Origin of the sequence: Blautia sp. An249, from assembly GCF_002159835.1 — a bacterium.
GTDB classification, from domain to species: domain Bacteria; phylum Bacillota; class Clostridia; order Lachnospirales; family Lachnospiraceae; genus Blautia_A; species Blautia_A avistercoris.
Genome location: NZ_NFJL01000007.1, coordinates 155,249 through 182,006, shown reverse-complemented (window position 1 = coordinate 182,006; position 26,758 = coordinate 155,249). Strand labels below are relative to the sequence as shown.

The 26,758-nt window shown below is 47.8% G+C and carries 18 protein-coding genes and 2 tRNA genes; 3 read left to right on the top strand and 17 right to left on the bottom strand.

Translation table 11 applies throughout. From position 1 onward, the window contains the following. Positions 1-321 precede the first annotated feature (321 nt). From B5F53_RS08770 to tsaE, 9 genes are all read right to left on the bottom strand, one after another. Positions 322-411: transfer RNA gene (locus tag B5F53_RS08770), tRNA-Ser, on the bottom strand. Between the two features lie 33 nt (positions 412-444). Further along, a tRNA-Ser gene (locus tag B5F53_RS08765) sits at positions 445-530 on the bottom strand. 89 nt (positions 531-619) lie between these two features. Next, positions 620-1,330, bottom strand: coding sequence for a 2-C-methyl-D-erythritol 4-phosphate cytidylyltransferase (ispD, locus tag B5F53_RS08760; protein WP_087222434.1), 711 nt, complete (start codon positions 1,328-1,330; stop codon positions 620-622). A 2-nt stretch (positions 1,331-1,332) separates the two neighbouring features. Next, on the bottom strand, positions 1,333-2,352 hold the full coding sequence (tsaD, locus tag B5F53_RS08755; protein WP_087222432.1) for a tRNA (adenosine(37)-N6)-threonylcarbamoyltransferase complex transferase subunit TsaD: 1,020 nt from the start codon (positions 2,350-2,352) through the stop codon (positions 1,333-1,335). A 4-nt stretch (positions 2,353-2,356) separates the two neighbouring features. Beyond that, positions 2,357-3,271 (bottom strand): ribonuclease Z, encoded by a 915-nt coding sequence (locus tag B5F53_RS08750; protein WP_087222430.1) that lies wholly within the window; start codon positions 3,269-3,271, stop codon positions 2,357-2,359. Positions 3,272-3,343: 72 nt separating this feature from the next. Then, complete coding sequence (locus B5F53_RS08745) at positions 3,344-3,592, bottom strand: hypothetical protein (protein WP_087222427.1); 249 nt, start codon at positions 3,590-3,592, stop codon at positions 3,344-3,346. Positions 3,593-3,703: 111 nt separating this feature from the next. Beyond that, on the bottom strand, positions 3,704-4,144 hold the full coding sequence (gene rimI, locus B5F53_RS08740) for a ribosomal protein S18-alanine N-acetyltransferase (RefSeq protein WP_087222425.1): 441 nt from the start codon (positions 4,142-4,144) through the stop codon (positions 3,704-3,706). Beyond that, the gene (tsaB, locus tag B5F53_RS08735) at positions 4,141-4,866 is read right to left on the bottom strand and encodes a tRNA (adenosine(37)-N6)-threonylcarbamoyltransferase complex dimerization subunit type 1 TsaB (protein ID WP_087222423.1); all 726 of its coding nucleotides are present in this window, start codon (positions 4,864-4,866) and stop codon (positions 4,141-4,143) included. The genes rimI and tsaB overlap by 4 nt, the downstream gene beginning before the upstream one ends. 1 nt (position 4,867) lies before the next feature. Further along, positions 4,868-5,320: a tRNA (adenosine(37)-N6)-threonylcarbamoyltransferase complex ATPase subunit type 1 TsaE gene (gene tsaE, locus B5F53_RS08730; protein ID WP_087222455.1), complete on the bottom strand. Its 453-nt coding sequence runs from the start codon at positions 5,318-5,320 to the stop codon at positions 4,868-4,870. Positions 5,321-5,527: 207 nt separating this feature from the next. Here tsaE and B5F53_RS08725 point away from each other — a divergent pair, with 207 nt between their 5' ends. Continuing rightward, positions 5,528-6,046, top strand: a complete 519-nt coding sequence (locus tag B5F53_RS08725) for a peptidylprolyl isomerase (RefSeq protein ID WP_087222421.1) — start codon at positions 5,528-5,530, stop codon at positions 6,044-6,046. A gap of 3 nt (positions 6,047-6,049) precedes the next feature. Here B5F53_RS08725 and B5F53_RS08720 read toward each other — a convergent pair whose 3' ends face one another. Then, a complete protein-coding gene (locus tag B5F53_RS08720; RefSeq protein WP_087222419.1) occupies positions 6,050-6,706 on the bottom strand; it encodes a YigZ family protein in 657 nt (218 codons plus the stop codon). A 143-nt stretch (positions 6,707-6,849) separates the two neighbouring features. Between B5F53_RS08720 and B5F53_RS08715 the strand changes: the two genes are divergently transcribed. Next, on the top strand, positions 6,850-7,788 hold the full coding sequence (locus tag B5F53_RS08715) for a glycosyltransferase family 2 protein (protein ID WP_087222417.1): 939 nt from the start codon (positions 6,850-6,852) through the stop codon (positions 7,786-7,788). A 33-nt stretch (positions 7,789-7,821) separates the two neighbouring features. Here B5F53_RS08715 and B5F53_RS08710 read toward each other — a convergent pair whose 3' ends face one another. Then, positions 7,822-9,027, bottom strand: a complete 1,206-nt coding sequence (locus B5F53_RS08710; protein WP_087222415.1) for a hypothetical protein — start codon at positions 9,025-9,027, stop codon at positions 7,822-7,824. A gap of 164 nt (positions 9,028-9,191) precedes the next feature. On the opposite strand from B5F53_RS08710, the gene B5F53_RS08705 reads away from it, so the two are divergent. Beyond that, complete coding sequence (locus B5F53_RS08705) at positions 9,192-11,960, top strand: transglycosylase domain-containing protein (protein ID WP_087222413.1); 2,769 nt, start codon at positions 9,192-9,194, stop codon at positions 11,958-11,960. 90 nt (positions 11,961-12,050) lie between these two features. Here B5F53_RS08705 and B5F53_RS08700 read toward each other — a convergent pair whose 3' ends face one another. The 6 genes from B5F53_RS08700 to otnK form a co-directional block, all read right to left on the bottom strand. Continuing rightward, on the bottom strand, positions 12,051-12,989 hold the full coding sequence (locus B5F53_RS08700; protein WP_087222411.1) for an ROK family glucokinase: 939 nt from the start codon (positions 12,987-12,989) through the stop codon (positions 12,051-12,053). Between the two features lie 17 nt (positions 12,990-13,006). Continuing rightward, a complete protein-coding gene (gene hprK / locus B5F53_RS08695) occupies positions 13,007-13,945 on the bottom strand; it encodes an HPr(Ser) kinase/phosphatase (RefSeq protein WP_087222453.1) in 939 nt (312 codons plus the stop codon). 74 nt (positions 13,946-14,019) lie between these two features. Further along, positions 14,020-15,906: an excinuclease ABC subunit UvrC gene (uvrC, locus tag B5F53_RS08690; RefSeq protein ID WP_242970276.1), complete on the bottom strand. Its 1,887-nt coding sequence runs from the start codon at positions 15,904-15,906 to the stop codon at positions 14,020-14,022. Positions 15,907-15,980: 74 nt separating this feature from the next. Then, entirely contained in the window at positions 15,981-17,180 is a 1,200-nt protein-coding gene (locus B5F53_RS08685) for a hypothetical protein (RefSeq protein ID WP_087222406.1), read from the bottom strand. Positions 17,181-17,408: 228 nt separating this feature from the next. Next, on the bottom strand, positions 17,409-24,530 hold the full coding sequence (locus tag B5F53_RS08680; RefSeq protein ID WP_087222403.1) for an immunoglobulin-like domain-containing protein: 7,122 nt from the start codon (positions 24,528-24,530) through the stop codon (positions 17,409-17,411). A gap of 340 nt (positions 24,531-24,870) precedes the next feature. After that, a complete protein-coding gene (otnK, locus tag B5F53_RS08675; protein ID WP_162610564.1) occupies positions 24,871-26,745 on the bottom strand; it encodes a 3-oxo-tetronate kinase in 1,875 nt (624 codons plus the stop codon). Positions 26,746-26,758: the final 13 nt, after the last annotated feature.

The window sequence follows — 26,758 nt, the reverse complement described above, 5'->3', positions numbered from 1 at the left end:
TTAGTTTCTTGTCCCAGGATAACCTTTGGCTATCCTTGTTCCTTTTTTACTGTTTCGGTTCGTGAACCGTTCGTTTTGTAAAGAATTTTCGGGTCTGTGTTTTACTGTTCAGTTATCATGGTTCTTCGCTGCTGTTTTCGACAGCCCGTTTATTTTACCATCTTCATCCAGGCTTGTCAAGAACTTTTTTAACTTTTTTCAAAGCTTTTGTTCTCTGTTTCGCTCAGCAACTTTGTTATCTTACCACAGCTTCCCAAGCTTGTCAACAACTTTTTCAAACTTTTTTCTGTGGTTTTTTATGAAGGATTCTTCATAAAAAAACGGAGAAGGAGGGATTTGAACCCTCGCGCCGCTATTAACGACCTACTCCCTTTCCAGGGGAGCCCCTTCGGCCAGCTTGGGTACTTCTCCAAATTGTCCTAGCTTTCTCTGCATCCTGCAGAACGGAGAGGGTGGGATTCGAACCCACGCGCCCTTGCGGACAAACGGTTTTCAAGACCGCCTCGTTATGACCACTTCGATACCTCTCCAAAGGTATTTTTTTGTTTTGCACTTCGTCAGCGCAAAAAGTATTATAGCAATATTGTCTTTCTATGTCAATAACAAATTTCCGTTTTTTTCAATTTTTTTCATCTTTCTGAAAACCTCTTAAAAAAGCTTCTGCAAGCACCAGATCTTCCGGTGTGGTAATCTTAATGTTCTGGTAATCCCCCTGGACTAACCGCACTTTACATCCGGTTTCCTGTTCTACAATCATGGCGTCGTCTGTAATTTGGAAAAGCTCTTTTCCACGGATAGAATCATGGGCCTCTTTAATAAGAGAATACCGGAACACCTGGGGGGTCTGAATAATCCATACCCTGTCCCGGCTTGGCGTTTCTGCCACACACTGATTTTCATCTGCTATTTTCACTGTATCTTTAGAAGGCACTCCCACTACGCAGGCATTCCATTTTTTCACTTCCCGGAAACTCTCTTCCAGGATCCCCCGGGTAAGCAGAGGTCTTGCGCCATCGTGAATAAACACGTACTCCGTATTTTCACATGCCAGTAGTCCCTGGTAGACAGAGTCATATCGTTCCTTCCCCCCGGGCACAATTTTCCGGATTTTCCTAAATCCGTATTTATCTGCAATTTCCTCCCTGCAGTACTGACACTCTTCTTTCCCGGCAACCAGAATAATATCCTCTATCCAGGGTGTTTCTTCAAAACACTTCAGAGAATAATAAAGCACTGGTTTTCCCTGAAGAAGCAGAAACTGCTTATGCACTTTGGTATTCATTCGTTTTCCCTGGCCGGCCGCCAGTACGATGGCTGTACACTTTTCCATTTCTAACGCTCTCCCAGCTTTAAATTCGGCACCGCATTTAAATCCCATCCGTGACGGACGCCTTTCTGATACTCATAATAGGCCGCCACCCCAATCATTGCCGCATTATCCGTACAGAAAATCGGAGACGGACAATAAAAACGGAAATTTCTCTGCTTACAGGCTTTCTCTATGGCCGCCCGCAGGGTCTGGTTGGAAGCCACGCCCCCTGCAATGGCTATTTTGGTAATTCCGTAATCTTCTGCCGCCCTCATGGTATGCTCTGTTAAGACATCCACCACAGCCGCCTGAAAAGAAGCTGCCAAATCTGCCCGATTCACTTCTTCTCCTTTCATTTTGGCCTGATTCATATAGTTTAATACCGCTGATTTTACACCGCTGAAGCTGAAATCATAAGGACATCCGTCAATTTTCGCCCTTGGAAATTCAATGGCTTTTGGGTTTCCTTCTTTGGATAATTTGTCAATCTTAGGCCCGCCCGGGTATCCCAGACCGATGGCTCTGGCCACTTTATCAAAGGCTTCTCCGGCTGCGTCGTCCCTGGTTCTTCCCAGAATTTCAAAAACTCCGTATTCTTTCACGATCACCAGATGGGTATGTCCTCCGGAAACAATCAGACATAAAAACGGAGGTTCCAAATCCGGATGCTCAATATAATTGGCAGATACGTGCCCCTCAATATGGTGCACCCCTACCAGCGGCAGTTTCCTGGCATAGGCTATGGCCTTTGCTTCCGCCACTCCCACCAAAAGAGCGCCCACAAGACCCGGGCCATAGGTAACTCCAACAGCGTCTATCTCATCCAGGGTAACATTTGCGTCCTCCAGCGCCTGTTCAATCACCTGATTAATCTTCTCAATATGTTTTCTGGACGCAATTTCCGGGACTACGCCTCCATATAACTTGTGAAGTTCTATTTGGGAAGAAATCACATTAGACAAAATCGTCCTCCCGTTTTTTACCACGGAAGCTGCGGTTTCATCACAGGAACTTTCAATCGCCAGAATCTGTATATCTTCCATTGTTTTACTCCTCCTCAAACATCAATTCCACAAATTTCCCGTCTTTTCCCGGATACGTCTCAGGAAAAATCTCCCTGGTTTCTTTCAGAAATTCTTCGGGATGCACCAGGGACGGACTGTAATGAGTCAGCCACAGTTGGGAAACTTCCGCATCTTTCGCCAGTCTGGCCGCCTCATAAAAAGTCATATGCTTATACTCTTTTGCCTTCGCCAGTTTGTCCTTTTCTCCATACATCCCTTCACAGATAAACAAATCCGAACCCCTGGCATTTTTTAAAATGGATTCTGTTGGACGTGTATCGGTTGTATAAGTAAGTTTCAGGCCTTTTCTCGCCGGCCCAAGCACCATGTCCGGTGTATAGCAGTCTCCTTCCTCTGTCTGTATGGTCTGTCCTTTCTGCAGAGGATTCCAGAATTTCAGTGGAATCTGCTGTTCCCTGGCCCTCTCCGGAGAGAACCGTCCCTGTCTCTTAATCTCCAGGGTATAACCGTAACAAAGCACATTATGGTTGACCCGGAAAGCCGTAATATGGTATCCATTCAGCTCCAGGTGTTCCTCCGGTTTCGTCAGTTCTATCATACGCAGTTCAAAGGGCAGCTCCGGGGCAATCACACGAAGAGCTGTAACCACCCGCTCCAGACCTTTCGGCCCGATTAAAGTTAAAGGTTCCCTGCGATCTGCATTTCCCATGGTTAATAAAAGACCAGGCAGTCCGGAAATATGATCCCCGTGATAATGAGTAAAACAGATCACATCAATGGGCTTAAAGCTCCAGCCTTTTTCTTTCATGGCAATCTGCGTTCCCTCTCCGCAGTCAATCAGCAGACTGCTGCCGTTGTACCTGGTCAGCAGGGCTGTCAGCCAGCGGTGAGGCAGGGGCATCATTCCCCCGGATCCTAACAAACAAACATCCAACATTCTCTATCTTCCTATTCTTTCACTTATTCACATCTATCAGTGTAGCATAAAACGTTTTTCACGTCCACTTCCCTAGAGGATCTCGGTACTTTTCAGGATCTCTGCAGGAATCTGAAAAGTACGAATCCATTCATCATAACAGGCTTCACATAAATCAAAGGAATGAACCTCTCCGTCTTTTTCGGAAAAGTATCCCCAGACAGCCTGACCCTGGAATACCCCTTCCTGAGGCACGCCGTTTTTCAGTGGGATTTTCCTTCCGCATTTATTACAGGAAAGTTCCATAAGCTGTTTCTCTGTCTGCATTTTATATTTTCTCATAGGTATTCTCCTTTTGTGAAATGTCTTTCGCTTCATCCACTATTATATAGGAAAGTTCTTTTCAATCCCAGCGGAAACCCGAGGAAACCCTGGAAGCTTTTCTCTGTTCTGTCAGATTCCCTCTGTCCGGCTCATTAAAACAGCGTCTTCTGACGGATCTGTATAATAATTTTTCCTGTATCCATCCATTTTAAATCCATTTCTTTCGTATAAACGGATTGCCTTCTGGTTTCCCTTCCTTACTTCCAGGTGCAGAAGGGTAACCCCTCGTTCTCTGCAAAAACGAATCAGCCCGTCAATCATGAAACTTCCGATTCCTTCTTCCTGACGTTCCTTTTTCACTGCCACATTGGTAATATCGCCTTCATCCAGAACCAGCAGGCATCCGCAGTAGCCCAGAATCTGTCCTTTCTCTTCCACTACCAGAAACATGGCGTTGCTTTTCATCAGAAAAGTAAAAAATCCTTCTCTGGTCCAGGGATGGGAAAACAGCCTTTCTTCTATTTCCATTACCTGTTCCAGATCTTCGGGCATCATTTCTCTTAGTATCATAGAGATGTGCCCTCTTTTTTCAATCGTTCTCTTTCTGCCCGCTCTCTCTCCGCCTGGGACATGCGCAGATAGTCCGGACGGTGTTCTGCCGCTGTTTCTGTCCGCCCTTCTTCCATATATACGCAGGCCAGCGCTGCCACTGCTGCTGCTCTTTGCTTATTCAGATGGGCCGGTGCAAAGGAAAAGGGCACCTTTACAGTCCTTCCGATAGCGTCCCGGAAAACAGGAACTCCGTCTCCCAGAAAGGTCACCGGCTCCCCTAACTGGTTGATACATTCCAGAATTTCCAGAATATCTGCTGCCCGCTGCTCCTCCACTGTCTGAAGCCTGTGATCTGCAAACCGATAGACTCCTGTGTATACCTGATTTCTCCTGGCGTCCATCAAAGGGCAGATCAGACCTTTCGTATCATACAGATTATACGCCAGTCCCTCCAGGGTAGGAATGGAAACCAGGGGTTTTTTCAGAGCCAGTCCCAGACCTTTCGCGGTAGCTGACCCGATACGAAGCCCGGTGAAAGATCCCGGACCGGCGGCAACAGCCACTGCATCCAGACTTTCCAGATCCAGTTCTGTCATTTTACTTATCTCATCCAGCATGGGCAGCAATGTCTGAGAATGGGTTTTCTTGTAATTGACAGTATATTCTGCCAGCAGATTCTGATCTTCTACCACAGCCACAGAAGCCACAATTCCGGAACTGTCCAGCGCCAATATTTTCATCTCAGTCTCCCTCTCTCTTATCAAATTCTTCCAGACCCTGTATGGTAATTTTCCGATAGTCCAGGCCCTGATTTAAATCTTTTTCTATAGTTACAGAAATATGGCTCTGGGGAAGAATCTCTTCAATCAGATTCGCCCACTCAATAAGGCAGATTCCCTTTCCGAAAAAATAATCATCGTAGCCAATTTCTTCCATTTCTTCAATATCTCCAATTCGATAGACATCAAAATGATAAAAGGGCAGTCTTCCCGACTCATATTCCTGGAGAATGGTAAACGTAGGACTGCTGACTGCTTCTGTAATTCCCAGCCCGGCGGCAACCCCCTGGGTAAAAACTGTCTTTCCCACGCCGAGATCGCCTTCCAGTGTATAAATCTGACCCGGCTGCGCCTTTTCTCCCAGCCTTCTTCCCACCGCAAAGGTCTCCTGCGGATTTCTGGTTTCTATTATCATCTCTGTATCCAGCCTTTCCAGCACAATTTCTGTTATCAGATGCGTTTCCGTAACTATTCAGCCATGCATCTCGGATTCCCGCAGCTTACGCGGCTGAATAGTTACGCTTATCCTGTCGTCTTAAACTAATTCTCTTGCAGGATTTTCTCTGACATATTATAATAGACTACACGCAAAAAGTACAATCATTTTTTAAGGAGAAAAATTATGGCAAATCCAGTAATTACAATTACAATGGAAAACGGCGATGTTATGAAGGGGGAATTATACCCGGAAATCGCCCCTAACACAGTAAACAATTTTATCAGCCTGGTAAACAAAGGGTTCTATAACGGACTGATTTTCCACCGGGTGATTAACGGCTTTATGATTCAGGGCGGCTGTCCTGACGGTACCGGCATGGGCGGCCCCGGCTACTCCATTAAAGGAGAATTTGCCCAGAACGGATTCCCCAATGATTTAAAACATACTCCAGGCGTTCTTTCCATGGCAAGAGCCATGCATCCTGATTCCGCCGGAAGCCAGTTCTTCATCATGCATCAGACCTCTCCTCACCTGGACGGAGCTTATGCCGCTTTCGGAAAAATAACCGAAGGATTAGAGATCGTAAATAAAATCGCAGAGACCGATACCGATTACAGCGATCGTCCCTTAACCCCTCAGGTTATCCGTTCCATCACCGTGGAGACCTTCGATTCTGAATATCCGGAACCGGAGAAATGCTGAGAATTATTCATCAAACAGTAAATATTCCCCGTCTCTGACGGCAAAATACAGCTCTTTGTCCTCTTTTAAGGAAGCTCTTCCGCTGGTCGCCTCTGTGACAGCCTTCTTAAGTTCTTCCTTCTGATGGAGGGGGACAAGGAGCTTTACTGTTACCCTGTCCGTATACTGGGAGTCCAGAACCGGTATCTTCCGCTCGCCTGCCAGGTACTGAATCTTCCCGATCCCCTGATAATCCGTACCAATCTCTAAAATCAGCCCAAACTTCTTTTCTATCAGCTCACTGCATTTTAAACCTTCCTGTACTGCCCTGGAATAGGCCCGTACCAGTCCCCCGGTACCCAGAAGGGTTCCCCCGAAATACCGGGTAACCACCACTGCCGTGTTGTACAGCTCTTCCCCAAGCAGTACGTCCAGCATGGGTCTTCCTGCTGTCTGGCTGGGCTCGCCGTCGTCGCTGCATCTGGTAAATTCCCGGTTCTTACCCACCGTATAAGCATAACAGTTATGGGTGGCATTCCAGTAAGTCTTACGCATTTCTTCTAAAAAAGCTATTGCTTCTTCTTCCGTTTCCACCGGACGGACGGTAGCAATAAAACGGGATTTTTTCTCCACAATTTCTCCCTGTCCGCCCTTGTACACGGTTTTATATGTTTCCAGCATAATCGTTCCTCTCTTCTTTCTTCTTATAATGCATCTTATCACGGGAAAGGAGCTGAGGAAAGTTTTATTTTCACCGAATCTGTGTTATAATCTAAAAACTGTAAAACCCCGGATCCAAAATTTTCATGGAAGGAGTGGTAATTATGAGTATTTCCATTATCGTCCCCTGCTTTAATGAGGAAAGCTCTCTTCCTTACTTTTATCAGGAATTTCAAAAACTTACGGAATCCATGTGCCAGGAATCCTTTGAACTGATCTGTGTCAATGACGGTTCCTCTGACGGAACCCTCTCTTATCTGAAGGAATTGGCCGCTGCGGATTCCCGTGTTAAATATCTTTCTTTCTCCCGCAACTTTGGAAAGGAGGCCGCCATTTATGCCGGCCTGCAGTACAGCCAGGGAGATTACGTGGCCATTATGGACGCTGATTTGCAGGATCCTCCTTCCCTTTTGCCTGAGATGTACCATGCAGTTACTGTGGAAGGGTATGATTCTGCCGCTACCAGACGTGTTTCCCGAAAAGGAGAACCGAAAATCCGTTCCTGGTTTGCCAGGAAGTTCTACCGTCTGATGAACCGCATCTCAAAAACGGATTTGGTGGACGGCGCCCGGGATTATCGTCTGATGAACCGCAAATTCGTCAGCGCTCTGCTGGAAATGGGCGAATATAACCGTTTTTCCAAAGGCCTCTTTGGCTGGGTAGGATTTAAAACCAAATGGATTGAATTTGAAAATGTGGAGCGGGTCGCCGGAGAAACCAAATGGTCTTTCTGGAGTCTTCTCCTCTACGCCATTGACGGGATTGTGGCTTTTTCCACCGCGCCCCTTGTGATTTCCACCTTAAGCGGCGTCTTATTCGGTTTCTCTTCTCTGATCTTTATGGCTGTCATCATCTTCCGGCGCATTGTCTTTGGCGACCCGGTGGCAGGCTGGGCGTCAACGGTAAGCATCACCTTGCTTCTGGGAGGTATCCAGCTTTTCTGTATCGGAATTCTGGGACAGTACCTGGCCAAAACCTATCTGGAGGCCAAGCGCCGCCCTCTCTATATTCTGGATGAAACCAACTGCGAAAAGGAGCCTTAACTGAGGGGTTTCTTTTCGCATCCGAAAGAAGCATTATCCGTGCCAGTAGAACTCCCGCACCGCCTTCGGACTGGAAAAACGAAGCGGTGAAAGGCTGTATCCATAACTTCCCGCATTGGTTACAGCAAGCAAATCTCCTATTTCACTTTTGGGAAGCACGGCTTCCTTTTTCATTGCATCGGCGGCGGTACACAGGCTTCCATAAATGTCCACCGTCTCTTTCTCTGTTTCGCCTTCTTTTCCCACAACCCGGAAATCAAATGCGTTTTCTCCTGTATAAAAAGGTTCGCAGGTAAAACCTTCCCCATCTTTTCTGCAGTCTTTTACAATTTCAGCCATGGAAGGGCGAAGAAATCCATTGAGGGTATTTTTTACAATCAGAAGCTTTCTGCCTCTGGATTCCTTTCGATCCACGATGGGAGTATAGTAGGTCCCTGCCTGGCATACCAGGAACCGCCCGCTTTCCAGAATGAGCCGGGCCGAAAGTTGCTTTCGGATTTTCTCTCCCAGTTTTTTCCAGCCTTTCAGAACCTCCTCCAGATCCAGAGGACTGTCCTGGGGACCATAGGGAATTCCCAGGCCTCCTCCGAAATTCAGAAACTTCAGTTCCCATCCCATCTCTTTCTGGCACCGCACCGCCAGCTCTGCCACCTTTCTGTAGTAGGCGGAAAGTACGTCTGCTGACAGAACCTGGGATTGAAGATGTACATGAATTCCTGTAATCTGTATATGTTTTAAGGAATCAAAGAAACCTCTCCTCTCCCAAATCAGTTCTTCATCCATTCCGAATTTACTGGAAACTCCTTTTGCTCCGCCCATGGTATAGTCCGGGTTTATACGCACGCCGGTTTCCAGAACCCGGCCTTTTTCCTCTGCTATTTTCTCCAGCAGTTCCAGTTCGTGGAAACTGTCAGCGATAATCAGGGCATCTTCACAGACTTCCCGAAGCTCTTCATAGCTTCGGCCGGGAGCTGAGAACAGAATCTTTTCCCTGGACAGCCCTTTTTCTCCTGCCAGTTTCACTTCTTGTACAGACGCCGCGTCCGCTCCGAAGCCCCGGGTAAATACCGTCTCCAGAATTTCTTCCATGGGATTGCATTTAACCGAATAGAGAAATTCAAACTCCGGCAGAGCCTGTTTCAGGGTTTCTGCCTGTTTTTTCACAATTTCTTCCTCATAAATATAGAACGAGCACTTACACTGGTCATAAATCTGATACACTTCCTTTGCCGTACGCATCCGTTATCCCTCTTTTCTTTCGCTTTTTTCTGTTTTCACGCTATCATAAATTTTACCGGGAAGCAAGAGCCTATCTTTTGTGCAGGAACTGTGAACTTTTATGTTGGGGGTTTATTTCGGTTTTTTTATTTGGTATAATGGAAAGGATTAAAAGGAGGAATGTCATGAATTATGGAAAAAAGTCCACTTCAAAAAAGCGGAAAGCTCTGATTTCACGCTCTACCATGATTGGGCAAAGAGCACATGTTTCTGCCATACGAGTTTTATTTATAGCGCTGATTACAATTTTCATCATATTGCTGTGCGGAGGAATAGGCGCATTTAAAGGGATTATAGATAATGCCCCCGATGTGGATGACATTGATATTACCCCACTTGGCTATGCCTCTTACCTCTATGATGATCAGGGGAATCAGATGCGAAAGCTGGCAGCCCCCACGGCCAACCGCCAGCCGGTCTCCCTGGAACAGATTCCGGAAGATTTACAGAATGCAGTTGTGGCCATTGAGGACGAACGTTTCTATGAACATAACGGCATTGACGCGCGGGGAATTCTCCGTGCCTTTGTAACCGGCGTATCTGACGGCCATTTTTCTGAAGGAGCCAGTACCATTACCCAGCAGTTGTTAAAGAATAATGTTTTTACCGACTGGACCAGTGAATCTACCTGGGCGGAGAAATTCGTCCGTAAATTCCAGGAACAGTACCTGGCTATACAGGTGGAGAAAAAGATTAATGATAAAGGGATTATTCTGGAGAACTATCTCAACACCATTAACCTGGGGGCAGGCTCTTACGGCGTACAGGCAGCCGCCAGAAAATACTTCAACAAAGATGTCTGGGATCTGAATTTATCGGAATGTGCCACCATTGCGGGAATCACACAGAATCCTACCAAATACAATCCCATAGAGAATCCCGAGGCCAACGCACAGAGACGGAAAAAAGTCCTGGGAGATATGCTGGATCAGGGATACATCACTCAGACCCAGTACAACGAAGTCATAAACGACGATATTTACAGTGAAATACAGGCGGCTCAGTCTGAAATAGAGACAAAAGAGACCGTTTATTCCTATTTTGAAGACGAGCTGACCGATCAGGTCATTGAAGTTTTAATGAATGTAAAAGGGTATACAGAAACTCAGGCCAGAAACGCTTTATACAGCGGCGGTCTTCAGGTCTATACCACACAGGATCCCACCATTCAGGCCATCCTGGATGAGGAATATCAGAATCCGGAAAACTTCCCTGATTATGTACAGTATGCCCTTGATTACGCTTTAACCGTAGAGAATCCGGAAGGAGAGGAAGTCAATTACAGCAAGGAAATGCTGACCCTGTATTTTAAAAATCAGGATCCCGATTTCGATTTGCTGTTCGATTCTCCTGAAGAAGGACAGACTTATGTGGATCAGTACAAGGCTTCTATTTTATCAGACGGAAGTACGCTGATTGCTGAAAACGTGAATTTCACACCTCAGCCCCAGTCTTCCATGAGTGTTATTGATCAGCGCACCGGATACGTGAAGGCATTAATCGGCGGACGCGGCGAGAAGACAGCCAGCCTGACTTTAAACAGAGCTACTGACACCACCCGTCAGCCAGGTTCTACTTTTAAGATTGTATCTACTTATGCGCCTGCTTTAAATGAAAAGGGCATGTCCCTGGCTACTACTTTTGTGGATGAACCTTACGATTATCCGGACGGTTCTCCCGTGCGAAACGCCAGCAATACCTACGGAGGGGAGACCACCATCCGCAAGGCCATCCAGAATTCTGTCAATGTAGTAGCTGTTAAATGTCTGGAGGAGGTCACTCCTGAGCTCGGCCTGGATTACCTGGATCGGTTCGGTTTTACCACCCTGGCCCACGGAGGAGAGCAGGATACGGATGAAAATGGAAATGTCTATTCCGATGCCAATCTCCCGCTGGCACTCGGAGGTATCACTTACGGTGTTACCAATGTGGAGCTCTGTGCTTCCTATGCAGCCATTGCCAACCAGGGAAATTACATTAAACCCATTTACTTTACAAAGATTTATGACCGGGACGGAAATCTTCTGGTTGACAACACGCCGGAAGAGACCTCTGTGATTAAAGAAAGTACCGCTTATCTGCTTACCAGCGCCATGGAAGACGTGGTAAAATACGGTACAGGTACCATGTGTCGGTTAGATAATATGGCGGTAGCAGGAAAGACCGGTACCACAGATACCTATAACGATTTATGGTTTGTAGGATATACTCCTTATTATACCTGTGCTGTCTGGTCCGGATTTGACAACAATGAGAAGATTCCGGACGACTATATGTCCAGAAATTTCCACAAGCTGCTCTGGCAGAAAGTAATGGAGCGTATCCATGAAAACCTGACCGAGCAGGAGTTTGAAAAACCGGCCAGCGTAGAACGGACCTCTGTCTGCAGTATCAGCGGTTTGCTTCCCCGTTCGGGATGCCCCACAGTTACCGAATATTTCGACATCGGCTCCCTTCCCACAGAACGGTGTGAAAGTCACTATTACGGATATTCAGATTATGATTACAATGATTCCGGCAGTTCCTACGGTTCCTATTCCGGTTCTTCAGACAGTTCGGATTCCGGAAATTCCAATACCGGAGGAGAGGGAAATAACTCAGATGGAAATAATTCCGGTGACAACGATTCCGATTCCGGAAACAACGGTTCCGGCGGCAGCAGTTCCGGCGGCAGCAATTCCGGATCCGGCGATGACGGTACCGGCAGCTCCGGGGACGACGATTCCGGCGGCTCCGGAGATGATGGCTCCGGCGGTTCCGGAGATGATGGTTCCGGCGGTTCCGACGATGATGGTTCCGGCGGCTCCGGGGACGATGGCTCCGGCGGCTCCGGAGACGATGGTTCCGGCGGCTCCGGGGACGATGGCTCCGGGGATGGAGTAGAAGGCGCTTAAAGACCTTCCTAATGCCTATGATGCAAAAAACAGAGCCGCTGCAAACAGATGAATGAACATCTTTTTGCAGCGGCTCTTCTATACTCTTTTTTAAGTATTCTGGATAACTAAGCGGGCGGCTCCGTAAATTCCTGCGTCATTTCCCAGGGATGCCAGAATAATCGGCGTATCCTTGGCACTTGGGAAGGCGTATTGTCTGTAATATTTTTCTACACAGTCAATTAAAACCTGTCCTGCCCTGGAAACTCCTCCTCCGATAAGAATCACGTCTGGATCCAGAACGGATACGAAAGAAGAAAGACCCATAGATAAATATCTGGCAAAGGTATCCACAACTTTTGCCGCCGTCTTATCTCCCTGTTTATAGGCATCAAATACATCCTTGGCCGTCACATCCTCCAGCCCTCTTAATACACTTTCATCCTGGCCGGCCGCCAGCTCCTGTCTGGCCAGACGGGCGATACCGGTGGCAGAAGCCACCTGTTCTAAACATCCTTTATTTCCACAGTTGCAGCTTTCTGTTTCATGAGGATTCACATTGGCATGTCCGATTTCCCCTGCTGCTCCGTGAACGCCTGTGTGAATTCTTCCGTTTAAAATAATTCCGCCGCCAACGCCGGTTCCCAGGGTAACCATCAGCACGTTCTCATGACCCTCTGCCGCACCTTTCCAGACTTCTCCCAGGGCGGCCACATTGGCATCATTTCCGGCTTTAGAAGGAAGTCCTGTCAGTCTTGTCAGCTCTTCTTCCACATTCTTTCTGCCCCAGTAGAGGTTTACAGCACAGAGGATTTCTCCCTGATCCGTTACCGGCCCGGGAAGTCCGATTCCCACGCCTTTGATCTCTTCTTTTTTCAGATTTTTTTCCTGCATTTTTTTCTGAATGGCTTCCGCAATATCCGGTAAAATATGTTCCCCTTTTTCTTCGGTTCTGGTAGGGATTTCCCATTTATCCTCCAAGGCGCCATTTTCCGAAAACAGGCCGCATTTAATGCTTGTTCCTCCTACGTCAATCCCAAAACAATACATACAACTATCTCCTATCTCTAACGATTCTTGGCAATGTTCGCCTGTACACGTTTGTACAATTCTTCTGCAGCGTTATATCCCATCTTTTTCTGTCTGTGGTTTACTGCCGCTGTTTCCACAATAATCGCCAGGTTCCGTCCCGGGCGGATAGGCAGCGAGTGACAAACCACTTTATTTCCCAGATATTCAATATATTCCTGCTGAAGTCCCAGGCGGTCATATTCTTTATCTTTGTCCCATTCTTCCAGTTTAATGACCAGATCAATCTGTTGGGTATCCTTTACGCATTCTACACCGTATAAAGTTTTTACATCTACAATTCCGATTCCCCGAAGTTCGATAAAATGTCTGGTAATATCCGGCGCCGATCCCACCAGTGTAGCGTCGCTGACTTTCCTCAGTTCCACCACATCGTCACTGACCAGACGGTGGCCCCTCTTAATTAATTCCAGAGCGGCTTCGCTCTTTCCGATACCGCTTTCTCCTGTAATCAGAACCCCTTCACCGTATACATCCACCAGTACTCCGTGAATGGAAATACAGGGAGCAAGCTGTACGCCCAGCCAGCGGATCACTTCCGCCATCAGACTGCTGGTTGTTTTATCTGTGCCGAAAGTGGGCACTCCGTATTTCACGGCCAGCTCCAGCATATCCTCTGTGGGCTGAGTCATGGTACTGAAAATTACGCAGGGAATTTTGCTGGAAATGAAACGTTCGTAAGCAACCAGCCGTTCTTCCTTAGATAACTGTTCCAGATACGTAAACTCCACGTAACCGATAATCTGCACTCTCTCATAGGCAAAATGCTTTAAATACCCTACCAGCTGTAAGGCCGGACGGTTAATTTCCGGTACTGTCACAGCCTTATCTGTCAGATCTACTTCCGGTGTCAGATTCCGTAATCCCAGTTCCTGAACCATTTTACTTAAATATACTTTATTATTCCGATTGTTCATTTTTTCGTCTCCTTTGCCTTCCCCAATCTCATCTTTCTTTATTTTATCATAACCATCCTGGGTCTGCAACGGAACTACCTGGGATTCCCGTGAAAAAATTCATAGACCTGGCGGGCGCTTTTCTCATTCATGGAATCGGCTTCTTTCAGTTCTTCCACAGAGGCGTCCCGGATGGCCTCCAGAGATTTAAAATAACGCATCAGGGCTTTTCTTCTGGCCGGGCCAATCCCCGGAATATCATCCAGAATGGAACGAACCTGCTCCCTGCTTCTTAAAGAGCGGTGGAATTCTATAGCGAAACGATGGGCCTCATCCTGAATTCTGGTTATGAGTTTAAATCCTTCTGTGTTTGTATCAATGGGAATCTCTTCGTTTTGATAATACAGCCCCCTTGTCCGGTGTTTGTCGTCTTTTACCATGCCGCAGACAGGAATCTCAAGTCCCAGTTTTTCCAGTACCTTTAACGCAATATTCACCTGTCCTCTTCCGCCGTCCATGAGAATCAAATCCGGCAGTTTGGAAAAACTGTCGTGTTCTCCCTTTGTCTCGTGGCTAAAACGGCGGGTAAGCACCTCTTCCATACTGGCATAATCGTTAGGCCCCTGCACCCATTTGATTTTAAATTTTCTGTAGTCGCTGCGTTTCGGTCTGCCTCTTTCGTAGACCACCATGGAGCCCACAGACTCAAACCCGCTGATATTGGATATGTCGTAGGCTTCCATCCTCTGAATCCCCTTCAGACCTGTCCAGTCTTCAATCTCATGAACAGCCCCTATGGTTCTTCCCTCTTCTCTTTTCAGCCTTTCCTTATCTTTGCTTAAGACCATCCTGGCATTTTCTGCCGCCAGCTCTACCAGCTTCTCTTTGCTTCCTTTTTTGGGCACCCGAATCTGCACCTTCTGGCCTCTCCGGCTGCTTAACCACTCCTCAATAATGGCCCTGTCGTCGATTTCTTCCTGAAGCATGACTTCTTTGGGGATGAAAGGGGTTCCGGAATAGAACTGTTTTAAGAAACTGGATAAAATCTGTCCTCTGGAATCTCCTCTGGCAGTTTTCAGGTAAAAATGATCCCGTCCGATGAGCTTCCCTTCCCGTATGAAAAATACCTGGACAACCGCATCCTGCTCCCGAAGCTGTTCTTCCGGCTTCTCTTCTTTTCCGTTTTCTTCCAGATCCTGCTGCATGGCCATGGCCACCACGTCCTTGTCTTCCCCTCCGTAACTGGTGACTTTCTGCCGTTCGCCCACTTTCTGAATGCTCTGAATCAAATCCCGGTATTCCCCGGCTTCTTCGAAGCGCAGATCCTCAGCCGCATTTTTCATTTTTTCCTCCAGTTCAGAAATGGTATCCTTCACATTTCCATTCAGAAATTCCAGAACCTTCCGAATCCCTTCCCGGTAATCCTCCCGGCTGATATACCCCTGGCAGGGGGCGGCGCACTGTTTCATATGATAATACAGACAGGGACGCTCTTTCCCTGTGTCTCTTGGCAGCACCCGGCTGCAGGAACGGACCCGGTAAAGCTTGCGGACCAGCTCAATAACGTCTTTGACAGCTCCTGCGCTGGTGTAGGGGCCGTAGTATCTGGCCTTATCCTTTTTCATCCTTCTGGCAAACAGCACCCTGGGAAACGGCTCCTGAACGGTAACTTTAATAAAGGGATAACTTTTGTCATCCTTTAGCATCGTATTGTATTTGGGACGATATTCTTTAATCAGATTGCACTCTAATACCAGGGCTTCCAGTTCAGAATCTGTCACAATGTATTCAAATCTGGCAATCTGGGTAACCATCTGTTCAATCTTCACGCCTTTGTTTCTGCTGCTCTGGAAATACTGCCGCACCCGGTTTTTCAGACTGACCGCTTTCCCCACGTAAATAATCTCATCCCGGGCATCGTGCATCAGGTATACGCCCGGACTTCCCGGCAGCTTTTTTAACTCTTCCTGAATATCAAACATTCCCTGATCCTCCATCTCTTTCACCTTGGGTATTAGTGTACCATATTCCGCTCCATTCGTCTAATGGAGAGCCGTCACCACTCTTTTTCCCAGGACTCCTGAGCTGCCCCTATATCTTTCCCATAATACAGGGAGAAGCGTATCCGGATGATTTGTCCCTGTAAAGCCTCTTCCTTTAATTCTTCTCCCTTTCTGTATTCTCCGTTTACAGAAATCCCCCATCCGGATCCCCTGCAGAAATCGTCGCTCCCCAGGGAATTCTCTCTGTGCTCCCGTTTCTCATACTGTTCTTCCTTCAGGTGTTGATACAAATCAGGCGGAATCCGGTACCCCTCTGTGATCCCTTCCTTTTCTATACGTTCCAGCGCTCCCTGCCATTTCTCATTTTCTGCATTTTCTTCCTTTCGGAAAACACTGTGGTAACCCTGTTCTTCCAAAGCCCTTTCGATTACCTGGCTTACGCTCTCTCCTTCCTCCAGGGGGATCAGCCTGATAAAGTATGTGCCAAGTCCCAGAGTCCCCGCCTCCAGGCTGCACAAAACCGTTTCTTTTTGTTTTCCATAATAAAAGATACTCTCCATTGTGGTTTCTCTGCCCTCCGGATCGGTTACAGTAATCGTAACCACATTCTCCCCTTCCGTCAGTTCCATTTCATAGTATACCCGTCCGCCCGAAATTTCTGTCCCCTCCAGTATTTTTCCGTTTCCGTCTACCTTCTGATAGTCTGCTCCCAGAGGGTTTCCCTGATAATCTTTTCCTTCTACATAAAACCGTTTTACTTTTTCTTGGACCAGCTCTTCCGACTGCAAGTCCGTCTCAATTTGGGGATATTTCCCTTCGTTGATGTCGCCCTGTTCTGTCCCTTCAGAATCCGGTTCTTCCTCATTTTGTTCCTGAATTCCGGAAGGAAGGGGTGTGATAACCGGATTGTTCCTTTCCCGCAGGATCGTTGTTTCTGATTCTGGTTCCTTCTCAGGATCTGCCTCTTCTTTGTCCGACTCTGTTTCCTGTTCCCCGGACAGGGCCCACGGGAACCTCTCCGGCCGTTCTTCCTGTTCCCCTATATGGTCGGGAAGGGAATCTTCCGTCTCTTCTTCCTTCCCTTCCTCCTCCGTTTCCCCTTCTGTTTCTTCCTCTTTTTCTGTTTCATAAGGAACTTCTTTTTCTCCCGGAACCGTCCACGGTTCCCGATTCAGACTTCTCCCTGTACATAAAAGTATGCAAAAACACAGGAGAAGGCCGATGATCCATTTCCTGTGTCCTTTCTTTTCCATGGCTATCCTCTCCCTTATGAACCGTCCGCCGTCAGATGTCTGGTTCATTGTATAAAAGGATCAACGATTCTACAATTCTTATTTTCTTTCTCCCACGCTTCCCTTTGTTGCTTCTCGTAAAGCAGTTACAGCCTGAGACACAGTTCCCACGGATCTGGAAAACCCCGGCCCGGCATTTAGCCAGACCAGGGTCTGTAAACTTGACCTGTCATTACACAGGGCTGATAATTATTTTTTTGCGCCTTTTACGCCTGCAGCATTATAAGTTCCCCACAGATTCGTTCCGTCGCTCTGTTTTACATAAGCTCTTACCGTATACACATAAGTGGTTCCCTTTGCTCCTGTGGTGTCTGTGAAGCTTCGCGTATTTGCTCCTACCGTTCCCACAGTCTTCCAGCTTCCGCCTTCCGTCTTTCTGAAGACACGGTAGCCGTCTGCAAACTTGTTATCTCCTGCCTTGGATCCGGTCCAGGTGATGGTTACTCCTTTGCTGCTGCCTGCTGCCTTCAGAGTCGGAGAGGATGGTACCGCCATTCCGGTTACCGTCTTCTGATAATCGCTGTAGATGCTTCCTGCGAAAGCTTTTACCGTATAGTAGTAGTTCACGCCCATCTTCGCGCTTCCATCCCGGTAGCTTAGAGTACCTCCACCTACGGTTCCGATGGATTTGAAAGCGGTTCCCGGTTTTGCTTCTTTTCTGTAAATCACGTACTTGTCGGCCCCTGTGATTTTGTTCCAGGTTACTTCCACAGTACAGTAGTTCACGGAACGGGTCTTAACCGAAGGCGTCGCCAGTTCCTTCACCGGAATCTTCACACTTACATCTGTGGGATATTTAGTGCAGATACCTTTTGCATCTTCCTCCCAGAAGCCTTTTACGGTGTAATAATAGGTTTTTCCCGCTTCTGCCGCCTTATCCACATAAGTGGTTGCTCCGGCATCCACATTGGCAATTCCTCTGAAGCTTCCCCCGGCTTCTTTCCGGTAAATCCGGTAGCTGGCTGCATGTTCAATTTCTTTCCATTCTACCGTGACACTGGAATCGGCGCCGACTTCTGCCGTTACTTCCGGCATTACTTTCTGGAAATCTGCCTGCGCGGTTTTATTTCCTTCCACTGTGATCGTCGCCGTCACTGTCTTGAACCGGGGATCCAGTTCTTCTTCCGGAGTCATGTTAAATACCAGCGTTCCGTCATAGGCTACATTGATACTCTTCACCATGGTATTTCTGCACGGATCGAATAAACCGCCTGCCCCTCCTTTTCCTTCGTGAGGATCCGGATTGGGTCTTGCATGGTAAATCAGAGCCAGGTTGCCGTATTCGTCCACAACCACCGAGTTATGGCCGCCTCCCATGTGAGAGGCTCCTCCGATCTGGCCGTCCTCCGTATCGTATGAGCTTAACAGCGGATAATTGACATTGGTCCAGCTGTCCGGATCCATGATGTCGTTTCCCTTATCTGCCACCATCAGTCCCAGGCAGTAGTATTTATCCACTGTGGCTCCGGAATAAGAAATATACACCTTATCTCCGTAGGAGAATAAGTAAGGTCCTTCCACAACTCCCTGATCCGTACCTTCCGGATTGGAGGCAGAGACAGAGCCTTCATAGATCCCGTATTCCCACGGGAATTCAATGGTTTTTACCATCACTTTTTCCCCATCGAACTGAGGAACGCCCTCACTTTTGGCTTTTACAATGGAAATCTGGGCTCCTCCGGGGGTATTGGGCAGAACGTAGTATCCCTGTCCGTTTTCATCTTCATAGTAAGAAACGTCGAAGGACGGCGCGCCTTCCAGAACGATGGGATCGCCCCACTGATTCTTATCCAGCATGCCCCCTGCCTGAATGTCTTCTTCCAGGGAAGTGCTGTCGTCTCCGTCGCCGATGTATGGGATCAGAACGGAATTACTGCACCACCCGTACTGTCCCGGCGCTTTCTTTCCTCTGCTGGCTCCTACCAGACAGTACCAGGTTCCGTTGATTTTATGGAATTCCGGCGCCCACAGGAAAGTTCCCCACTGTGCGTCTGGATCATTATCCGGGTCAAACATCAGATGTTCTTCTGCGCTCTGCAGTCCTCCCAGTGTCTTTGCCCGGCGGATTCCGATAGCCCGGTAGCAGTCTCCTGCATAAAAGCCCCAGGTCTGCGGATCACTTACCGGATAATAAGAACCGGTGGAATAATAATAGCCGTCGTCTTCATTGTAGAAAACATGGGGATCGGCACGCTCTGCAATAAAGGGATAGCTGAACGCATCCTGCTGCACTTCTCCTTCGATGGTATAAGTGCCGCTTTCGGAAGTATCAATCTCCTTTAATGCTTCTTCGTCCCATTTCACTCCCAGATTCTTCTCTGTTCCGTCACTGTAATGTGCCGTCACAGTATCCGGCAGATTCAGCTCTTCTCCTTCCTCCACAGAGACTTCCACGGAGTCTACGCCTGTGTTATGAAGGGTTCCGTATTTCTTCTGGAAAAGTTCGTATTCCGCTGCGGACATGGAAAATCCGCCGGCTTCTTCTGCTACGGCTTCTTCGGGAAGCTCTCCATCCGGCTTCTCTTCGGTAATATAAGCCGTATAGGTTACTTCTGGTTTGGATCCGTTTTCCAGACTCTCGAAAACAGAGACATAAGCTCCGCCGTTCTGATCCTGCCAGAAAATCTTATAGTTCTGGGTTGCCGCATCATAGACCAGAGAAGGATCCTGTACCTGTGTGCCTGTCTCTGCCAGAGTCAGGTATCTCTGATTTTCAAAGTTTACCGTATCTTTGGAATTCCAGATGTAAACTCCGTTTTCTCCATTGTTTGCAGAGGCGATCACACCCAGGCTTCCGTCCTCAAACCGGAAGAATTCCGGGGAACCCATCTGCCAGTTCTCTTCTACTTTCTGATCTCCCTGCCATTTCACATAGAGGATGGCTTTTCCTTTGTTTAATTCTTCATAATTTCCTTCTGCATTCTTCGCTGCCACAAACAGGGCGTCGGATCTCCGGCTGTCTGCATAAGCCAGCAGGTCGCCGCCTTTAGTCACATAGGTAACCACGTCCCCGCCTTTTTCCAGCACTTCTGCTTCGCCTTTTATCTCTACTGTTCCCACTGTAGCTGTTATGGCAACGGTCTTACTTCCTTCTCCCGCTTCAGGGAAGGTCACGGTTCCGTCTTTTCCAATCACTTTCGGATCATCGGACTCATACGTTACTTCCATTCCGTTGATTTCAGAAGGAAGATTTTCGGAAATATATTTTGGAATTACAAGGCTCTGGGCGATTTCCTCCTCACTGAGAGCTTTCACCGTCAGATGATAAATGACTTCTTTCTTCAGCGTTCCTGTGGTAAAGTTTACCCGAAGATCCACGGACGCATCTTTTTCTCCCAGTTCAGGACGGGTAACCGTACCGTCGTTGGCCAGGACCTCAGGATTACCGGAACTCCAGACTGCATCCACTTTTCCGATTAAAGTTTCCGGCAGTTTCAGGCTGGAATATACAGAATCTCCATCCCGGAAGGAAAGGGTATCCATAGCCACATCAAATACCGCATCTTCGTATAACTGTTCCACATCCTGATCGGTATATACACCATCCCAGACTTTCACATCCCGGACGCCCCCTTTGTAGAACATATCCGGATAAGTGGATTTTCCGATATAGGCCACCAGATCAGAACCGAAATTGGATACCGGATTCTGGATGGCTGCCGTCCCCACTTTTTCTCCATTGTAATAAGCAGTAATGCTGTCTTCTGTCAGTACCGTGGTATAAAGTCCCCATTCACTGTCTGTTTCCGGTCCCTTAATTCCCTGGGCGCTGTTGGTCGGTGAAATTCCATACTCGGTATTGTAAGGATACTTCTCATCTGCGCTGTTGGTAATAACGGATTTTAAAGTTCCGGACGGGTTTTTAGGATTTAACAGCCAGTACTGAGAAGACACATTATTCTGATTTTTCGGCGTTCCGAAGAACATGGCAGAATAGTTGCCGCTTCCCGTCTCATTTTTCAGCCATGCAGAGATGGTAAGTTCCTTCTTTCCCGCAAACAGGCTTCCCGGAAGTTCCACATAGGCTGCATTGCTGCCGTTGGCGCCGCCGGGAAGGGTCAGGTTCTTTCCGTCAACAATATAATTGCTGCCCCTGATTTCTCCGTCGTTGCCCTTTCCGGACTGATCTTTCACTGTAGTTCCTTCTGTCTTACTGAAGTCATAGGAAGCCAGAAGGGGAACTTCCTCCTGGGCCCCTGTAATTTCCTCTTCTGTCAGAGCCCGGTTGTAAATCTGAATGTTGTCAAATCCGCCTTTGAAATAGCCGTCTGCGCTGTAGAAAGATTTACCCAGATAAGCCTTCAGGTCTTCTCCCAGCTCAGATACTTTCACATAGGTTTTCTGATTTTCTCCAACCAGAACATCGTTTACATAGACTCTCATCTGATCCTGATCCAGTACAATCTTCACATTGTTCCAGGTTCCGGATCCATAACTGATATTCTCTGCGGTTACAGAAGCTTCTCCGGAATAGGTATTCTGAGTAATGGCGCTGTACAGCTCGTCTCCTCTCTGGCGCAGGAAGTAGTACTCATTGGTATCCCGGCCAAAGGCAAAGGTAAAGAAATTTCCATTTGTGCTCTCTGTCATCAGATCCATGGAGATGGTCATCTGATTTCTTCCATCCAGGAATCCCTCCGGAAATTCCGCAAAGGTTCCCGAACTGCCGTCCAGATAGAGGTAATGGTTTCCGCCTTCTTCTTTAATTGCTGCCTTTCCGTTTAGAGTCAGATCTCCCTCGCCTTCTTCAAAGGTATACTCTGCAATGGGATCTTCCTGCGCAGGATCGGTATTTTCCGGTGCGTCCTTGCTGTAGGCTTCCAGGATTGCCTCATATTCCTCTGCGGTAACGGGCAGAATCGTTCCGTGACGTTTCTTCAGAGAGCCGAAGTTTACTTCATCCGCCGTTCTCCAGGAATCTGTGGTGGTATCCGCGATATTCGTGGTTCTGAAAGGCAGGTACCCCTTGCTTTCCGAATACTGGTCGCACATCAGACCCCAGGTTTCCACTGGATTTCCTTCTTCATCCACTTCCCAGTCTGCTTCGTTATACAGGAAGAGTTCCGGCCCCTCCAGCTTGGCGCCGCTGTACCGGTCGGTGTTGAAGATGTCTTTTAAGGTACTGATGGTTTTCCACTCCCCGAAGATGGAATCACTTTCGTCAATCGTAATCTGTCCGTCTCCGGAAGCCCGGTAGTATTTCCCGTTGGCCTGAATCATAGTAGTATCAATAATGGAATTCTGCCGGTCAATCCACTTCACCGGCTCCGTAAAGGTACGGAAATCTCTGGTCTTTGCGTAATACACATTCATCCGGTCGCCCAGATCGTTGCTCTCATCGGATCCGGTTGCCCAGTACACCACATATTCTCCCGTATTTTCATCATAAAAGGCTTCCGGCGCCCAGGCGCAGCCCGCTCCCGGAATCCGGGACGCCACGTCCGCCAGCCAGGGTTCAGACCAGTTTACCAGGTCGGTGGATTCCCACACCACTAAATCCGTACTGCCTGTGGTGGTTGCCTGTGCATTTCCCCAGCCGCCCCTGTGGTAAATACTTAAGTCGGTGGCAATCAGATAGAACTTGTCCCCTTCTGCCGAACGAACCAGGAACGGATCCCGGACACCTTTATCTCCGATCTCAGAAGTGAGAACAGGCTGACGATCGTTTAAGTCTTTCCAGTGATTGCCGTCTTCACTGCCTGCAAAGTATATCTGCTCCACAGATGCATTGTTTTCCGTTCCGGTAAAATGGGCGAACAAATAAGCTTCACAGGGATCCAGTTCTTCCGGCGCCGCCTTTACCGTAAAAGTGAAATCCTTCTGTACGCTGGCCTCTCCCATAGTTACTGTCGCAGTCATGGTTACCTCTGTATCTTTATCCGGTCTGGTAACTACGCCGGCCGGAGTGGGAATATCTGCGTAAGCGCCATCATTTTCATGGCTTTCTACATCCACAATCTCCGGATGATCCGTCTCCCAGGTCACACTTCCTTTGCCATTTACTGTCTCGGGCAAAGTGATATTTCCATATACTTCACTGCCTTCTTCTGTGGAATAGGGCAGGGTCAGTTCCTTTGCAAGTTCTTCCACTTCTTCCTGATTCACTGGTTTTACTGTAATCCGGAATGTTTCTGTCACTTCTTCTTCATCTACCTGGAAAGACGCGGTTACTTCCACTGTAGTATCCTGTTGAGGACGGGTAATGGTTCCGTCCGAAGCCACTACATTCTGGCCTTCCTGAACGCTCCAGGTAATTTCTGAACCATCCACCTGAGACGGGAAAGAAAGATTTCCTGTAACTGCATCCGCAGATGCATTTTCTCCCAGCATTGCTGAATAAATGTCGGTTTTTACATAAGCGGATTTGTCCACGCCTTCTGCCATTTCCCCGATTTCTTCATCCGTTAATGCGCCGCTGTACACATCCACTCTTGCCACTTTTCCCTTAAACAGGGGATCTTCATTGTAGAGGGATTTTCCTATGTATCCGGATCTGCTGCTTTCCGGCATCACATTCATCAGTCCGTGGGTCTGCTCTGTCTCTCCTACTTTTACTCCTTCCACATAGAGAGCCAGGCTGTCTTCTTTCCAGACCAGGGTATAGGTCTGATAGGAACCGTCCAGGGCAGCCGCATCCACAGCCACGCTCTGCTCTGTCTGCCAGGCTCCGGTTCCGTTATACGGCGTCTGTTTTGAAATCGTGAATTTGGTATCCTGTGCTCCATTCGAGGGCGTAAAGAAGGTATAACTCCAGTTATCCTCTCCCAGGGTCCACAGCCACTGGGCATTTGCAACCGTCGTGGCCGCCGTAATATCCACGGTCAGCTCCTCTCCGTTTACAATGCCTTCCGGCAGTTCCACATAGCCGCTTCCATCCAGATCCAGAACGGAGACACCGTTATAAGTGTTTACATCCCCCTCGTCCAGATCTACCAGGGTACCGTCCATCAGGTTTCCGGAAGCATCTTTCAGCTTTCCGTCCTCAACCTCCATATCGTATGCAAGGACAGATTCTGCCGTGCCGGCTCTTGACGTCCCGTTCAGTGGCTCTGCCGGGCCCTGCAGAGCATTTTGGCCGTCTCCCCCGTCGTCTGTTGTGAGTTCTGCTTCCAGTTCTTCCGGCTCTTCTTCCTCTGAGAATTGAGAATCCTCTTCCAGAGAAGAATCCAGAGACTCTTCTTCCAGTAGTTCTTCCTGGGACTTCTCTTCTTCCAGATCGCCCGAAAGACTGGCAGCCTGCACCGGCGCTCCATTGGAAACCACTAAAGTTCCCACCAGAAGCCATGCCAATATCCGGCTTCGCTTTTTCATTTTACCTCCTCCTTTTCCTTTTTATACTCAACATGCCATTTGCATGATAAGTCCCCATTTTTTAAACTAATTTTATATATATTTACTAATTTTATTATATAAATTTACACTTCCCCCATTTTATTTCCTATATTATCACGTTATCACGCAAAAATATTTAGATAAAATTACTATATTTGTTTATTTTTTTCAACTGACTTTTCCTATCTTCCAATGAAAGTTGTTTTTTTTAGATACAAGTTTGTTTTTTTACGATCCGGGTAAAAGAAACCGGAAACGACCATGAGCCCACAACAAAACAGCGAAAGAGTGTCTCTCCCGCTGTTTTTCCTCTGTCTCTTTATTTTTTCTCCGCCTGTATCTGCTGCGCGCCTTCTTCCTTTCTCAAATACCAGGCAATTTTTGCGCTTTCCTCCAGCTCTTCCAGAGCGGCAAAAGCCGTCATCATATCCTTTCCTGCCACCACAGGCCCATGGTTTTTCAGAAGATACCCGTCGCTGTCATTTATCTTTTCCCCGAAGGCCTGAAACAGCTCCCGGCTGCCGGGCGGGGCATAGGGAATTAACCCGATGGTTCCCACCTTCATTTTCAGATAAGGCGTGTATTGGGGTATCACATCCTGAGGATTTTCATGTTCCAGGCAGGACCACAGAGCACAATAGAAACTGTGGGTGTGTATTACCGCCCCGGCATTCTTTTCCTGATACAGTTTCAGATGCAGGGGGAATTCTTTGCTGGGTTTCGGCCCTGCCACATGATTTCCCTCCAGATCGATCACTGAAAATTCTTCTTTTTTTAATGTGCTGAAACAAGTGCCGCTGGCGCTGATATAGACAAAATCCCCGTGACGAAAACTGATGTTGGCTGTGGAGCCTGCCGTCTTCCCCCGTCCGAAAAGGCTGTGGGCCGCCCATAAGGCTTCCTCTGTTTTTCTTTCCAGTTCCGGATTCTTTTCTTCTGTCTGTGCCAACGCCCGCAGGAAGAAATCCGGCTGTCCGAAATTCCCGGATTTTAGTACCAGCCTCAGATGGGAATTTCTCTGGGGTACCATTACCGGGACGCCCGGCGCAATGCTTTCCCCTATCAGACAGGCCTCGTATCCCAGCCTCTTCGTTACCGCCCCGGAAGTTTCTCCGCCGGCCACGATGATTCTGGTAAATCCGGCTTCTCTGGCTAGCCATGCCAAATCTGAAAGAACAGTTTCAATGACCTTTGCCACCTTTTCTTTCCCGTAACTTTGCATCTGTTTCACCTTCTGAGGGGTATCGGAACTGTAAATCAGTATGTCCCTTCCCCGGCTTTCTTTCAGAACTCTGTCCCATATCTCTTCTGTGGTATCCTTCTTGTCAAGCAGGCTCAGGGGATCCAGCTTATAGTCATATTTTCCTGACTGCCGGTAGACCTGAATCTGCTCCAAAGTCGCGCTGGAACAGCTTCCTGCCAGGATAATCCCTCTTCCCTTTGTGAAAGAAGGGGGAATGTCCCTTTTTCCCTGGCCGCCCAGGTATTTTTTTCCCAATTCTGTCAGAATCCCGGAACCGCCGCTTAAGACTTTCATATCCCCGAACAGCCGGGCCAGTTTCTCTGCGTCCGAATCCTTCTCATAATCGGGAACCAGATAATATTTCTCATATCCTCTGCTTTTTTCTTCTATATAATCCTGAATCTCTTTTTCTGATTTCTGTAAAATTTCTTTTGGCAGTTCGATACAGGGGTATTTGCTCTGCCCTTCCATCAGCTTACAGATTCTGGCGTCCCACATGGGGGTCAGGGGGTGATTCTTCATGGGACTTTCATCCAGGGGAACTCCGTTTACATAAAGCTTCCCCTTCCTTACCGTCCTGCCGTTTACAGGCAGCGCCGGACATAAAATACTGGCTTTCTCCTGGCATCTGTCTAAAATGGCGTCCAGTATGGGGCCGATATTTCCCTGGGGCGTACAGTCGAACGTGGAGCAGTATTTACTGTAAATGTGTTCCGTATCCTGTTTCAAAAACCACTCCACTGCCTCCAGAGAATCCTGAACCGCCTTTTGTGTCTCGTCGGTTCTGGTCTTTAAGGCAATTACTGCCGCGTCCGCATTCAGATTCTCCATGTCACGGGGCACACCATTAAACAGCATGGTTTTCATTCCTGCTTTCACCAGGAAGGAGGCTGCATCACTGGCTCCGGTGAAATCATCCGCCACACATCCTAAAATTAATTTACCATTCATACGCGTATCCTTT

Coding starts and splice junctions, on each gene's coding strand:
- ispD (WP_087222434.1), bottom strand. CDS start 1,330: ATGGAAAAGTGTACAGCCATCGTACTGGCGGCCGGCCAGGGAAAACGA.
- tsaD (WP_087222432.1), bottom strand. CDS start 2,352: ATGGAAGATATACAGATTCTGGCGATTGAAAGTTCCTGTGATGAAACC.
- B5F53_RS08750 (WP_087222430.1), bottom strand. CDS start 3,271: ATGTTGGATGTTTGTTTGTTAGGATCCGGGGGAATGATGCCCCTGCCT.
- B5F53_RS08745 (WP_087222427.1), bottom strand. CDS start 3,592: ATGAGAAAATATAAAATGCAGACAGAGAAACAGCTTATGGAACTTTCC.
- rimI (WP_087222425.1), bottom strand. CDS start 4,144: ATGATACTAAGAGAAATGATGCCCGAAGATCTGGAACAGGTAATGGAA.
- tsaB (WP_087222423.1), bottom strand. CDS start 4,866: ATGAAAATATTGGCGCTGGACAGTTCCGGAATTGTGGCTTCTGTGGCT.
- tsaE (WP_087222455.1), bottom strand. CDS start 5,320: ATGATAATAGAAACCAGAAATCCGCAGGAGACCTTTGCGGTGGGAAGA.
- B5F53_RS08725 (WP_087222421.1), top strand. CDS start 5,528: ATGGCAAATCCAGTAATTACAATTACAATGGAAAACGGCGATGTTATG.
- B5F53_RS08720 (WP_087222419.1), bottom strand. CDS start 6,706: ATGCTGGAAACATATAAAACCGTGTACAAGGGCGGACAGGGAGAAATT.
- B5F53_RS08715 (WP_087222417.1), top strand. CDS start 6,850: ATGAGTATTTCCATTATCGTCCCCTGCTTTAATGAGGAAAGCTCTCTT.
- B5F53_RS08710 (WP_087222415.1), bottom strand. CDS start 9,027: ATGCGTACGGCAAAGGAAGTGTATCAGATTTATGACCAGTGTAAGTGC.
- B5F53_RS08705 (WP_087222413.1), top strand. CDS start 9,192: ATGAATTATGGAAAAAAGTCCACTTCAAAAAAGCGGAAAGCTCTGATT.
- B5F53_RS08700 (WP_087222411.1), bottom strand. CDS start 12,989: ATGTATTGTTTTGGGATTGACGTAGGAGGAACAAGCATTAAATGCGGC.
- hprK (WP_087222453.1), bottom strand. CDS start 13,945: ATGAACAATCGGAATAATAAAGTATATTTAAGTAAAATGGTTCAGGAA.
- uvrC (WP_242970276.1), bottom strand. CDS start 15,906: ATGTTTGATATTCAGGAAGAGTTAAAAAAGCTGCCGGGAAGTCCGGGC.
- B5F53_RS08685 (WP_087222406.1), bottom strand. CDS start 17,180: ATGGAAAAGAAAGGACACAGGAAATGGATCATCGGCCTTCTCCTGTGT.
- B5F53_RS08680 (WP_087222403.1), bottom strand. CDS start 24,530: ATGAAAAAGCGAAGCCGGATATTGGCATGGCTTCTGGTGGGAACTTTA.
- otnK (WP_162610564.1), bottom strand. CDS start 26,745: ATGAATGGTAAATTAATTTTAGGATGTGTGGCGGATGATTTCACCGGA.